The organism is Nocardioides hwasunensis (assembly GCF_014779665.1).
Lineage (GTDB): Bacteria > Actinomycetota > Actinomycetes > Propionibacteriales > Nocardioidaceae > Nocardioides > Nocardioides hwasunensis.
Genome location: NZ_JACXYY010000002.1, coordinates 540,860 through 553,996 on the forward strand (window position 1 = coordinate 540,860; position 13,137 = coordinate 553,996).

Here is a 13,137-nt window from a genome sequence, read left to right on the forward strand (position 1 = left end):
CTGACTTCCCCCAGCTGAAAGGCCCTTCGATGCCGTCCGCCCCGCACCCCGGGTCGCACCAGTCGAGGTTCACCACCCTCGACCGCGCGCAGCGCGTCCGCTTCCGCCGCGCGGTGACGCTGATGCTCATGACCCTCGTCGTCCCCGGATCGGCCCAGCTCGTGGCGGGCCGTCGGCGCGTCGGCCTGATCGCCCTGCGCACCTGGATCGCCCTGGTCGGACTGGGGCTCGGGATGCTGGTCGTGTCCTACCTCTGGCACGGGGTGGCCTTCTGGGCCGGCACCAACACGATGTTCCTCGAGGTCGTCCGCATCGGCCTGATCGCCCTCGCGGTCGGTTGGGCGTACCTCTTCGTCGACGCCTGGCGGCTCGGCCAGCCACTGACCCTGCAGCGCCAGCACCGGCTCGCGATCGTCGGGGTGAACGGCCTCCTGTGCTTCAGCGTCGCCGGCACGCTGCTCTTCGGCGCCTACATGGTCAACGTGCAGCGCCAGTTCATGATGACGATGTTCGGCGACGGGGACGCCGTGGGTGCCGCCCACGGGCGCTACAACGTGCTCCTGATGGGCGGCGACTCCGGCGCCGGCCGCTGGGGTCAGCGCCCCGACTCGATGACCGTGGCAAGCATCGACGCCGAGACCGGCAAGACCGTGCTGATCTCGCTGCCGCGCAACATGCAGAACTTCCCCTTCCCGGCGGGGTCGGAGATGGCCGAGCAGTTCCCGAACGGCTTCGACGAGGAGGGGCTGTACCTCAACAGCCTCTCGACGTGGGCCCAGGACCACCCCGACGTCCTCAAGGGCTCCGACGAGCCGGGCATCGAGGCGACCATCCAGGGAGTCGAGGGCATCACCGGCCTCGACGTGAACTACTGGGCGATGGTCAACCTCGAGGGGTTCAAGGACCTCGTCGACGCCGTCGGCGGCGTGGAGCTCAACGTGCGCCAGCCGATCCCGGTGGGCCTGCCCTACGAGGACACCTTCCACTACATCGATCCCGGCAAGCGCACCCTCAACGGGCACGACACGCTCTGGTTCGCCCGGGCGCGCGAGGGGTCCGACGACTACTCCCGCATGGCGCGCCAGAAGTGCGTCATGAGCGCGATGCTCACCCAGATCAGCCCCCAGACGGCCCTGACCAACTTCCAGAAGATCGCCCAGGCCAGCTCGACGATGGTCTCCACCGACATCCCGCGCGGCGAGGTCGACCGCTTCGTCGACCTCGCGCTCAAGGCCAAGAGCCAGAAGATCGCGACGCTGTCGCTGGTGCCGCCGATGATCAACACCGCGAGCCCCGACATCGCCCTGGTCCAGCAGAAGGTCCAGGAGGCCATCGCGCGCGCCGAGGGACAGAAGCCCCCGGCGACCGAGACCGCGGAGGCCGCACCGGAGACCGCGACCGGTGCGCCGGCTGCGGACACCGCAGACGCGGGCACCGGTGAGACGGACGACGCCGCGCCGCCGGCCGCTCCGCCGACACCCGCGAACCCGCCGTCGGTCACGGGCGGGTCGCTCGGCTCGATGAAGGACGGCTACGCCGCCAACCAGTCGGAGGACCTCGGCGCGGTTTGTTGAGGCCACCCGGCTCGCCCCTAGGGTGTGTGCCGTGACCATCGGACCGCTGCCTCGCATCGTCGCGGTCGTGGTCACCTACAACCGGCTCGGGCTCCTCGAGAAGCTGGTCGACCGGCTCGGGGAGATCGAGGGACTGGCCGAGGTGCTGGTCATCGACAACGCGTCGAGCGACGGCACGGGGGAGTGGCTGGCCGCGCGCCAGCACACCGGGGAGGTGCCGCTCCTCTCGCGCACCCTGACCACCAACCGCGGCGGAGCCGGCGGCTTCCACGACGGGCTCGCCTGGGCCATCGACCAGGAGGCCGACCTCGTCTGGCTCATGGACGACGACGGCCTGCCGGACCCCGACTGCCTCGACGCGCTCCTGCTCGAGACCGACCACCTCGATTTCTGGGGCCCGCTCGTGGTCGACGAGGCCGACCCGGGACGGCTGGTGTTCCCGATCAGGCTCCCCGGCGGCACGCGCGTCGTGCACGCCGTCGACGACGTACGCCGGGCCGCGCGGCGCGGTCGCATCGACGGGATCGTCATCCCCTTCAACGGGGTGCTGGTCACCAAGGAGCTCGTCGACCGCATCGGGCTGCCCCGCGAGGAGTTCTTCATCTGGGGCGACGACCACGAGTACCGGCTGCGCGCCGAGGAGGCCGGCGCCCGCGTCGCCACCGTCGTCACCGCCACCGTGCGGCACCCCAGCGTGGGCAACCTCGGCACCCCCATGATGTTCGGGCGCACGACCTACAACGACTCCCCGAGCGACCTCAAGCACTACTGCATGGCCCGCAACAACCTGGTGAACCTCCGCGACTACCGCGGCCCGCTCCACGCGATCGCCTTCGTGGTGAAGACCGCGTGGTTCTACACGTTCACCCGCCCCAGCCTGTCGCGCCTGCGGCTCTCGGTCGGTGCGATGCGCGCCGGGCTCGCCGGTGACTTCGAGGGCCACCGGAGGTTCCTGTCGTGAGTCCCGAGACGGTCGCGGTCGTCGTGGTGACCTTCAACCGCGCCGACCTGCTCGTCGGCATGCTCGACGGGCTGGCGACGCAGACGCACGCCCCCGACGCGGTGATCGTGATCGACAACGCCAGCACCGACCACACCCGCGAGGTGCTCGACGCACGCACCGACCTGCCGCTCCACGTGACCACCACCCAGAGCAACCTCGGCGGCGCCGGCGGCTTCCACCTCGGGGTGCGAGCGGCGTACGACGGCGGCTACGACCGCGTCTGGCTGATGGACGACGACGTGGTGCCCGCCCCCGAGTGCCTCGAGCGCCTGATGGCGGTCGACGAGGACTGCCTCATCGCGGTCCGCGAGGACCTCGCCGGCCTGCTCGTCGAGAAGGCCGCGGTCGACTTCGACCTGCGCAACGCGCTCGCGATCAAGCCCAAGCGCGCCAGCGTCGACAGCACGTACGCCGACCGCGCGTCGATGCCCGCGCTGGTCGAGGTGCACAACGTCGCCTTCGAGGGCTTCATGGCGCGCCGCCGGGTGGTCGAGGAGATCGGCTTCCCCGACCCGTCCTTCTTCATCTTCTACGACGACGTCGACTACGCCATCCGCGCCCGCGAGGCCGGCCACCACATCTGGGCGGTGCGCGACGCGGTGCTGGTGCGCCAGCTCGACTTCAACCAGCAGCACGACCTGGCCGGCTGGAAGGGCTACTACATGTATCGCAACCTCTTCGTGGTGCACCTGCGCCACGGGGAGAACGCGCTGGTCAGGATCAAGCCCTGGCTGATCACCCTCGTCGTGGTGCTGCTCAGCCCGCTCCGCGGCGGCCGGGCCGAGGCGCGCAACGTGATCCGCGCCATGGCCGCGGCGCGGGGCATGCGCCGCCTGACCGATCCGGCACTGCCCCCTCGCTAGACTCGAGCAGCCTCTCAACCTCAGGAGTTCTTCCCTTGTCCCAGGGCTCATCACACGACGCCGTCCAGCTGCCCGACCTCGTCATCGTCGGCGCCGGACTCTTCGGGCTCACCGTCGCCGAGCGCTGCGCCGAGGAGCTCGGCCTGCGCGTGCTCATCCTCGAGCGCCGCCACCACCTCGGCGGCAACGCGTACTCCGAGAAGAACCCCGAGACCGGGGTCGAGGTGCACAAGTACGGCGCCCACCTCTTCCACACCAGCAACGAGCGGGTCTGGGAGTACGCCAACCGGTTCACCTCGTTCACCGACTACCGGCACAAGGTGTTCGGCAAGTACCAGGGACAGGTCTACTCCCTGCCGCTCAACCTCGCGCTGATCAACCAGTTCTTCGGTCGTAGCCACACGCCCGACGAGGCCCGTGAGCTGATCTCCGAGCAGTCCAGCGAGTTCGACACCGCCTCGGCGACGAACCTGGAGGAGAAGGCGATCAGCCTGATCGGCCGCCCGCTCTACGAGGCGTTCATCAAGGGCTACACCGCCAAGCAGTGGCAGACCGACCCCACCGAGCTGAGCGCGGACATCATCACCCGCCTTCCGGTGCGCTACACGTTCCAGAACGGCTGGTTCAGCGACACCTACGAGGGGCTGCCGACCGACGGCTACACCGCGTGGCTGAGCAGGATGGCCGACCACCCCAACATCGAGGTCCGCCTCGAGACCGACTTCTTCGCGGTCGCCGACGAGTTCAAGGGCAAGGTCCCGATCGTCTACACCGGCCCCGTCGACGAGTACTTCGGCAACTCCGAGGGCCGCCTCTCGTGGCGCACCGTCGACCTCGAGGAGAGCGTCGTCGACACAGGCGACTTCCAGGGCACCGGCGTGGTCAACTACAACGACCAGGACGTCCCGTTCACCCGGATCATCGAGTTCAAGCACTTCCACCCCGAGCGCGAGAAGACCCACCTGCCCGGCAAGAGCGTGATCGTGCACGAGTACAGCCGGTTCGCCGAGGAGGGCGACGAGCCCTACTACCCGGTGAACACCGCTGACGACCGCGCCAAGCTGCTCAAGTACCGCGACCTCGCCAAGGCCGAGCCGATGGTCCTCTTCGGTGGCCGCCTGGGCACCTACAAGTACCTCGACATGCACATGGCGATCGGGTCGGCACTGTCCATGTACGACAACACGCTCAAGCCCCACTTCGCCGAGGGTGCCGAGCTCAAGTCCGGAGGCATCGACGCATGAGCGCGACCACCACCACGACCGGCACCGTCACCCGGCTGCTCCAGCGGCAGATCATGCCGATCGACCGCGACACCGACGTGTTCCCGCTCTACGTCGACCTCGAGGAGGCCAAGCTCGACACCGACCGGCACTCGATCGGTGGCGACAAGGCGGCCAAGGACCTCAACAACGCCGCGATCCGCCAGTCCACCTCGACCGGTCGCAAGCTGCACCCCGACCAGATCCGCTCGCGCACCGCGCTGCAGCTCCGGCCCTCGCAGCTGCTGTCGTTCGGCACCTACTTCAACGCGTTCCCCGCGTCCTACTGGCGCCGCCACACCATCGTGGACACGGTCGAGCTGACGGTCGCGGTGAGCGGCGCCGGCTCGGTCGTCACCGTCTACAAGTCGATGGCGCGCGGTCACTCCCAACGCGTCGAGTCGGCTGTGGTGGACGGGGAGAGCGGCACCTTCAGCTTCACGCTGTCGCTCAAGCCCTTCGTCGACGGCGGCTGGTACTGGTACGACGTCGTCGCGGGTGACGACGGGGCGACGGTCGAGGGCGCCGAGTGGACCGCCCAGGTCCCGGCCGACCGGGCCGAGCACGGCACGGTCGACGTGTGCATCACCACGATGCTGCCCGACATGAGCGCCCAGCTGCTGGGTCAGCTCGGCGACGCCGAGGAGCTCGCGCCCTACCTCGACACCGTGATGGTGATGGACCAGGGCAAGGAGAAGGTCACCGACAGCGAGTACTTCCCCGCGGCCCGGGCCGGGCTGGGCGACAAGCTGCGCGTGATCTCGCAGGGCAACCTCGGGGGCTCCGGCGGCTACGCCCGCGGGCAGCTCGAGAGCGTGCGCAAGGGCACCGCGACGTACGCCATGATGATGGACGACGACGTCGTCTGCGAGCCCGAGGGCATCATCCGGGCGGTCACCTTCGGCGACCTGGCCAAGCGCCCGACCATCGTCGGCGGCCACATGTTCAACCTCTACAGCCGCGCCGAGCTGCACTCCTTCGGCGAGATCGTCCAGCCGTGGCGCTTCTGGTGGCAGACGCGCCTCGACGGCTACTCCCAGTGGGACTTCGGCGCGCGCAACCTGCGCTCCTCGCGCTGGCTGCACAAGCGCGCGGACGTCGACTTCAACGGCTGGTTCATGTGCGTCATCCCGCGGGTCGTGCTCGAGGAGGTCGGGCTCTCGCTGCCCCTCTTCATCAAGTGGGACGACTCCGAGTTCGGGCTGCGCGCCAAGGAGGCCGGCTACCCGACGGTGTCGTTCCCGGGCGCCGCGGTGTGGCACGTGCCGTGGACCGACAAGAACGACGGCCTCGACTGGCAGTCGTACTTCCACCACCGCAACCGCATCATCGCGGCCCTGCTGCACTCGCCCTACGAGCGTGGCGGCCGGATGGTGCGCGAGAGCCTCAACCACCAGGTCAAGCACCTCGCGTCGCTGCAGTACTCCACCGCCGAGCTGCGCCACCTCGCGATGGAGGACGTGCTGCGCGGCCCGCACGCACTACACGGCGAGCTGGGCACGAAGCTGGCCGACATCAACACGTTCCGCAAGCAGTGGTCCGACGCCCAGCTGCACACCGACCGCGACGAGCTGCCCCCGGTGCGGCGCAAGAAGCCGCCCAAGAAGGGCAAGTCCGACATCGAGATCCCCGGTCGCAAGGCGACGCTCGTCGCCGCGGCCCTGGCGCCGCTGCGTCAGCTGCGCCCGACGCGCGAGATGGCCCAGGACTTCCCCGAGACCGAGCTCACCGCGATGGACGCGGCCTGGTTCAACCTCGTGAAGTACGACTCGGCGGTCGTCTCGATGAACGACGGCACCTCGGTCGCCCTCTACAAGCGCGACCCGGCCCACTACCGCGACCTGCTCAAGCGCACGATCGACATCCACCGGCGCTTCCACCGCGAGTGGCCGCAGCTGGCGCAGCAGTACCGCGACGCCCTGGGCGAGATCACCTCGCCGGAGGCGTGGGAGAAGACGTTCGCCCCCTACCGGGACGGTGATGAAGGTGAGGGTGCGTGAGCCAGACCGGCGCTGAGGCGCCGTCGGTCGAGGTGCGCCACGACCTGGCGCACGTCCCGCTCTCCCCGCCCTCGCGCACCTCCGGCGTGCTCGAGGTGTTCCGCCGTCGCTACCTGCTGCGTCTCCTGGTGCGTCGCGAGATCCAGGCCCGCTACGCCGGCACGGCCTTCGGGCTGCTGTGGTCCTACATCAACCCGTTCACCCGGTTCCTCACGTTCTATGTCGTCTTCGGCCTGCTGCTCGGGCGCGGCATGGGGATCCAGAACTTCGCGATCCACCTCTTCGCGGGCATGGTGCTGGTCAACTACTTCACCGAGTCGGTCACCTCCGGCACCCGGTCGCTGCTCTCCAACAAGGGCGTCATCACCAAGATGGCACTGCCACGGGAGATGTTCCCCGTGGCCTCGATGCTGGTCTCGCTGTGGCACGCGATCCCACAGCTGATCATCCTCGTCGCGGCGTGCCTCGCCGTCGGGTTCTTCGGTGACGGTCCGCTGTGGGTCCCCGATGCGGTCGGCATGGGCGCCGCGCTGCTCGGGTTCGTCCTGATGATGGTCTACGGCACCGCGTTCGGGCTGATGTTCTCGTGCATCAACGTGCTGTTCCGCGACTTCCAGCGGATCGTGCAGACCTTCATCAACATGGTCCCGTTCACTGCCCCGATGATGTACCCCTACTGGATCAGCTACGACCGCTTCGGCGGTGGGATCTGGCACGAGCTCTACGTCTCCAACCCGGTCGCGGAGGCCGTGCAGCTCATCCAACGCGGCTTCTGGTATCCCACGTGCGATGGTCCCTGCGCCATGATGCCGAACCCCGACGGGGGCGGCACGATCCCCGCGCCGGAGTTCGCCGACCACCTCTACACGCGTGGCTTCATCATGCTCGCCGTCGGTCTGGTCCTGCTCGTCGTCGGACAGTGGGTCTTCGCCCGGCTCGAGAAGTCGATCACGGAGCGCCTCTGATGACGACCTCGATCGTGGTGGACAACGTCTCCAAGACCTTCCGCTACCAGTACAACCGCACCCTCAAGCAGGTGCTGCGCCCCGACCGTCGCAAGCGGGACGCGGCCGATGACCGCCCCGCCCCGGACGCGACCTTCAAGGCCCTCGACGGCGTCTCGTTCGAGGTGAAGCAGGGCGAGTCCATCGGCCTGATGGGCCTCAACGGCTCCGGCAAGTCGACCCTGCTCAAGCTGGTCAGCGGCGTGATGCTGCCCGACGAGGGGAAGGTGCTCACCCGGGGTCGGATCTCCGGCCTGATCGCCACCGGCGCCGGCTTCCACAACGAGCTCACCGGCCGCGACAACATCTACATGAACGCCGCCATGCTCGGCATGACCAAGGACGAGATCGACTCCAAGTTCGACGACATCGCCGGCTTCGCCGACGTCGGTCGCCAGCTCGACATGCCGGTCGGCAACTACTCCTCGGGCCAGTTCGCCCGCCTCGGCTTCGCCGTGGCCGTGCACGTCGACTGCGACATCTTCATCGCCGACGAAGTCCTGGCCGTGGGGGACCGGCCCTTCAAGCGCAAGTGCCTCAAGCGCATGAAGCAGATCCGCGAGTCCGGCATCACGATGTTCTACGTCAGCCACTCCGCCGGCTCGGTGAAGAAGATGTGCGACCGCGCGATCGTGCTGGACAAGGGCCGCGTCGGCTTCGACGGCGACGTCGACGAGGCCATCAGGTTCCTCCACTACGACGGTGACGAGGAAGGCGACGACGACGACGTCGACGCGCGCGACGAGGCCCTCGCCTCAGACATCTGAGACGAGCAGCGGCCCCTCGTGGGAGGCGACGTCGTCAGACGTATGTCGATCCGAGAGTGGCGGCGTACGACATCGGATCGGGCGCCGCGGGTGTCGTGTGCCGCCAGGGTGGCGGCAGACCACGGGGGAGCGGTGCGTGAGGCACGTTCTCGCGCCCGCAAACCTGCCTCACTCACCGCCCGGCAGCCCGATTCGTGCCATGATCGAGAAGAATGACACCGGTGTAACGGCGTGTCGGCTGGAAATTACAGCGTTGTAGTTACTCAGAAACTCTTCCGTGACTGGTGTGACTGGTGTGAACTTCTGCCTTGTGTGACCTTCCCCCACACAGGAGTAGAGATCTTCATGCGCCCTCTTCAGGTCCGTCTCGTCACCCTCTGCCAGCAGGTGCTGGCCCTGGGTGTCGTCCTCGTCGTGCTCACCCCCGCCTCGGGAGTGGTCTCGCTCGACATCGTCGGCGACCACACCGGCCGCCAGCCCTCGACCAGCGGCCAGGCCGCGCCCGCGGAGCTGATGTCGGCCACCGTGCCCACCTCGTCGGTGGAGCCGACCGTCACCGAGGTGCCGCTGACCGGCGCCTCCGGCGGCACGGCCGGCCTCCTGGGCCGTACGGTCGCCGGCCGCGCCAGCGCCGCCCGGGTGGTGAGCACCCCGCAGGCCGTCAGCGGCTACTCCGCCATCGGCGTGACGTGGCAGCACGGTGAGGACCTCGAGGAGGACCAGATCAGCCTCCGCGTCCGCACGCGCACCGGCGACGAGTGGAGCGACTGGGAGGACCTGGAGTACCACGACGAGCACGGGCCGGACCCGGGCAGCGCCGAGGACGAGGCCTCGCGCCCCGGCACCGAGCCGACCTTCGTCGGCGAGGTCGACGACGTGCAGGTCGAGGCCAGGACGTCCGGCGGCGCCACGCTCCCCGACGACCTGTCCCTCGCCCTCGTCGACCCGGGCTCGGCGACGTCCAGCGAGACCGAGGCGCCGGCCGACCAGGCCGGGACGAACGACCCCATGAGTGCGGCGTACGGCCAGGACGACGCCGAGCAGGGCGACGGCATCAGCCTGCGGTCGGCCACCACCCACGCGGTCCCCAGCGCCCTTCCCAACGCGAGGGCGGCCAGGAAGACCGTCGCCCAGCCCACGATCTTCTCCCGCGCCCAGTGGGGCGCCGACGAGAGCATCCGCAACAAGAGCGCGCTCAGCTACGGCACGATCAACGGCGGCTTCGTCCACCACACGGTCAACGCCAACGACTACACCGAGGCGCAGGTGCCGGCGATCATCCGCAGCATCTACGCCTACCACGTGAAGTCCCGCGGTTGGAGCGACATCGGCTACAACTTCCTCGTCGACCGGTTCGGCCGGATCTGGGAGGGCCGCTACGGCGGCATCGACAAGCCCGTCGTCGGCGCCCACACGCTCAACTACAACCAGTACTCCTTCGCGATGTCTGCGATCGGCAACTTCGACGTCGTGCAGCCGCCGGACGTGATGCTGCGGGCCTACGGCCAGCTGTTCGCCTGGAAGCTGTCGCTGTCCGGGGTGAACCCGGCGTCCACCTCGCAGAAGATCGGCCGGGGGACCTTCCAGGCCATCAACGGTCACCGCGACGCCGGCTCGACCGCGTGCCCGGGCAGGTACCTCTACGCCCAGCTGCCGCTGATCCGCCAGTACGCCGTCGAGGCGACCGGATCCGCGCCCGTGGTCACCGCGCCGACGCCGGTGACGATCACCGCACCGAACCCGCAGAACAACCTCGACGCCTCTCCTTACCCCGACCTCGTGGTGCGGCGCGCGTCCGACGGCCGCGGCCTGGTCATCCCGACCGGTGGCCTGACGTCGTTCCAGAAGCGCACGGTCATCGGCAAGAAGGGCTGGGACAAGGTCCGCGAGGTGCTGGTCTCGCCCGACCTGACCGGGGACGGCAGGCCCGACCTGGTGACGGTCGACGCGTCCGGCACGGTGCGGATCCGCGAGGGGAGGGCCAACGGCAAGTTCGGCAAGACCGTCCGCAAGATGAAGCTGCGCGGCTACTCGCGCTTCGCCGCCGTCGGTGACGTCAACGGCGACGGCCGCAACGACCTGGTCGCCGTCTACAAGGGACGTCTCGTCGTCCTCACCGCGACCGCCAAGGGCGGTTTCTCCCGCAAGGTCACGCGCAAGGGCTACGGCACCTACAAGCAGGTCATCGGCGCCGGTGACGTCAACGGGGACGGTCGCGTCGACCTGCTCCTCCGCTCCAAGCACCGGCTCTACCTCCAGACCGGCTACGGCACCGGGCGCTTCGCGCCGCCGCAGCGGGTGGCGGGCAAGTGGAGCAACATCAACCGCGTCGTCGCCGGTGACTTCAACGGCGACGGGCACCCCGACCTCGTCGCGCGCAACAGCAAGGGCAAGCTGGTGATGCTGCCCGGTCGCGGCGACGGCACCTGGGGTGCGGCGCTCGGCCCGGTCGCGAACCTCAAGACGATGGGCTGGCTGACCGGCGGCGTGAACCTCGCCGGTGGCCCGGGTGCCGACCTGATCGGCGTGTCGGGCAAGCAGCTCGTGGTCGTGGCCAACCGCGACACGTTCGAGCTCGGCGCGCCCATCGACACCGGCGTCTCCTTCGCCGGCATGGACCTCCTGCTCAACGCGGGTGACGTCAACCGGGACGGCTTCGGCGACGTGCTCGCCCGCAACCCCGCCGGCGAGCTCTACCTCTACGCCGGCAACGGCACGGGCACGTTCGCCGCCCCGACGCTCATCGGCACCGGGTGGGCCTCGATCACCGGTCTCGCGGCGGTGGGGGACGTCACCGGCGACGGTCTCCCCGATCTCGTCGGCACCCCCGTGGGCGGCGCCCTCATGGTGTGGCCCGGCAACGGCTCCGGCTTCGCGGCGGCCACGCCCGTCAAGGGCGGTGTCGTCCCGGCCCGGGCCGGCCTGCCGTCCGACACGTCCGGCTTCGACTGGGTGCTGGAGGTCCAGCCGGTGACGCTCAAGGGCCAGGCGGACTACATCGTGCGTGACCGCGCCAGCGGAGCGGCGTACGTCTACTCCGGGCGCAAGTCCGGTGTGTCGAGCCCGCGCCTGCTGGGTGAGGGACTGGGGGCCTACGACCTCGCCGGGTAGGCGCGGGTCGAGAGGACCGCGATCAGGCCCGGGCCGTCGCCCGTTCGGCGTCGAAGACGCCGTCGAGGCGAGCCGGGTCGGGATTGCGGACAAGGACCATCGAGCCGCCTCGTCCGAGGGGCTCGGTGAAGGTGGCCATTCCTGGTGGGGAAGCCGGGTCGGCCACCGACAGGAGACGGTCGCCGTCGGTGAGAGAGCTCCCGGCGGCGGCCGTCCGCTCGTCGTGCACCCGCAGGTTCCAGAGATCCGACTGGGCCAGGTCGTCGGTCGCGGGATCGCTCGCGCTCGGCGGGTCCCATGCGGCGAATCCGTCGGGCTGCGACCAGATCTCGACGCCCACGTCCAGCACGCCGGTGGGCAGCGGATCGGCGAACCGTACGCCGAGCGGGCGCAGGCTGCACGCCAGGACCGGCAGGCGCCCCGCCCGGGGCGCCCACGTCGCGAGCCCGTCGGGACCGCACACGACGGCGTCGGGCTCGTCGGAGGTCGTGACCCGCAGGCCGACCGTCCAGGCGGCGCCGAGGAAGACCGGTGAGAGCCAGTGCGGCGGCAGGTCGAGGCGCAGCGACATGCCGCGCTCGAGGTCGGCCACGTCGGTGAGCAGCCCGGACGCCTTGGCCACCCAGTTGGCGTACGTCGTCACCGACAGCTCGACGCGCTCGTCCGTGGCGTGGTCGTAGAAGGTGATCAGCGGTCGCCCGGGGTCCCGCCGCAGCTGCGCGGCGAGGACCTCCGCGAAGGTGCTCACTCGGAGCCGGTCATCAGGTCAGACGACGGTGGGCTCGGGGGAGTCCATGTAGGGGTAGTCGATCATGAAGGTGTCCAGGGCGGCACCGCTCAGGTCGGAGCAGTACTGCCAGACGCCGACCTGCTTGGAGGAGTCGGTCTCGCCGACACCGCCGACCGACCAGTGCGTGAAGGCGACGTGCTGGCCGTCGGGGAACGGCTCGCCGTCCTCGGAGGTCCACGGCACGGCCTTGAACTTGTCGCGCAGGTCGGTGGTGCCCTGGAGCTTCGAGGCGATGCCGCGCAGGGTGTCCATCTTGCTCGAGCTGTCCTGGATCGTCTTGTCGTACCAGAGGATCGTGTAACCGTGCTCGAGGTTGTGGACGAGCTCGCCGAGCTCGGGACGGTCCGAGGTCGTGTAGAGCTTGCGGTCCATCGTGTCCCACATGTTCCAGTGCTGGCCGAAGGCCGGCGGGGAGTCCGGGTAGGTCATCGGGGTGCCGACCTCGACGTGGTCCTGGTTGCCCTCCGCGGGCTTGGTCTCGACCTTCTGGCAGACCGAGGCCTTCGCGCCGATCTCGCTCAGCGACTGCGAGGCGTAGGAGCGCAGGGCCAGCCGGTCCTTGACCGGCTTGAACGCCGCGGCGCCGATGATCAGGACGGCGATGGCGACGCACACGCCCACGATCGCCAGACCACGGCGGCTCTCGCGCTTGGACTGCTGGGAGCGGATGGAGTCGATGACCGCCTGGCGGTCGCTCTTCGGCTTCTTGGCCACGGTGCTCGGTGTCTCTCGGTCGGTCGATGGTGCCTGGTCGGGGACTGCG

Annotated in this window: 10 protein-coding genes; 8 read left to right on the forward strand and 2 right to left on the reverse strand. The window is 69.4% G+C overall.

Annotated elements, in window-relative coordinates; translation table 11 throughout:
• The first annotated feature begins 29 nt into the window (after window positions 1–29).
• From IEZ25_RS06620 to IEZ25_RS06655, 8 genes are all read left to right on the forward strand, one after another.
• Complete coding sequence (locus IEZ25_RS06620) at window positions 30–1,574, forward strand: LCP family protein (RefSeq protein WP_191198598.1); 1,545 nt, start codon at window positions 30–32, stop codon at window positions 1,572–1,574.
• Between the two features lie 31 nt (window positions 1,575–1,605).
• A complete protein-coding gene (locus IEZ25_RS06625; protein ID WP_318152078.1) occupies window positions 1,606–2,535 on the forward strand; it encodes a glycosyltransferase family 2 protein in 930 nt (309 codons plus the stop codon).
• A complete protein-coding gene (locus IEZ25_RS06630; RefSeq protein WP_191198599.1) occupies window positions 2,532–3,440 on the forward strand; it encodes a glycosyltransferase family 2 protein in 909 nt (302 codons plus the stop codon). The genes IEZ25_RS06625 and IEZ25_RS06630 overlap by 4 nt, the downstream gene beginning before the upstream one ends.
• 35 nt (window positions 3,441–3,475) lie before the next feature.
• Window positions 3,476–4,684 carry a UDP-galactopyranose mutase gene (gene glf, locus IEZ25_RS06635; RefSeq protein ID WP_191198600.1) on the forward strand — a complete coding sequence of 403 codons (1,209 nt, stop codon included), beginning with the start codon at window positions 3,476–3,478 and terminating at the stop codon, window positions 4,682–4,684.
• Window positions 4,681–6,702 carry a glycosyltransferase gene (locus tag IEZ25_RS06640; RefSeq protein WP_191198601.1) on the forward strand — a complete coding sequence of 674 codons (2,022 nt, stop codon included), beginning with the start codon at window positions 4,681–4,683 and terminating at the stop codon, window positions 6,700–6,702. The genes glf and IEZ25_RS06640 overlap by 4 nt, the downstream gene beginning before the upstream one ends.
• Window positions 6,699–7,667: an ABC transporter permease gene (locus IEZ25_RS06645; RefSeq protein WP_318152079.1), complete on the forward strand. Its 969-nt coding sequence runs from the start codon at window positions 6,699–6,701 to the stop codon at window positions 7,665–7,667. Before IEZ25_RS06640 ends, IEZ25_RS06645 begins: the two co-directional genes overlap by 4 nt.
• Complete coding sequence (locus IEZ25_RS06650) at window positions 7,667–8,473, forward strand: ABC transporter ATP-binding protein (RefSeq protein WP_191198602.1); 807 nt, start codon at window positions 7,667–7,669, stop codon at window positions 8,471–8,473. Before IEZ25_RS06645 ends, IEZ25_RS06650 begins: the two co-directional genes overlap by 1 nt.
• Before the next feature lie 345 nt (window positions 8,474–8,818).
• The gene (locus tag IEZ25_RS06655; RefSeq protein ID WP_191198603.1) at window positions 8,819–11,584 is read left to right on the forward strand and encodes an FG-GAP-like repeat-containing protein; all 2,766 of its coding nucleotides are present in this window, start codon (window positions 8,819–8,821) and stop codon (window positions 11,582–11,584) included.
• Window positions 11,585–11,606: 22 nt separating this feature from the next.
• On the opposite strand, the gene IEZ25_RS06660 is transcribed toward IEZ25_RS06655, so the two are convergent.
• Complete coding sequence (locus IEZ25_RS06660; RefSeq protein ID WP_191198604.1) at window positions 11,607–12,332, reverse strand: TIGR03089 family protein; 726 nt, start codon at window positions 12,330–12,332, stop codon at window positions 11,607–11,609.
• A gap of 18 nt (window positions 12,333–12,350) precedes the next feature.
• Complete coding sequence (locus tag IEZ25_RS06665) at window positions 12,351–13,088, reverse strand: DUF3105 domain-containing protein (protein WP_191198605.1); 738 nt, start codon at window positions 13,086–13,088, stop codon at window positions 12,351–12,353.
• Window positions 13,089–13,137 lie beyond the last annotated feature (49 nt).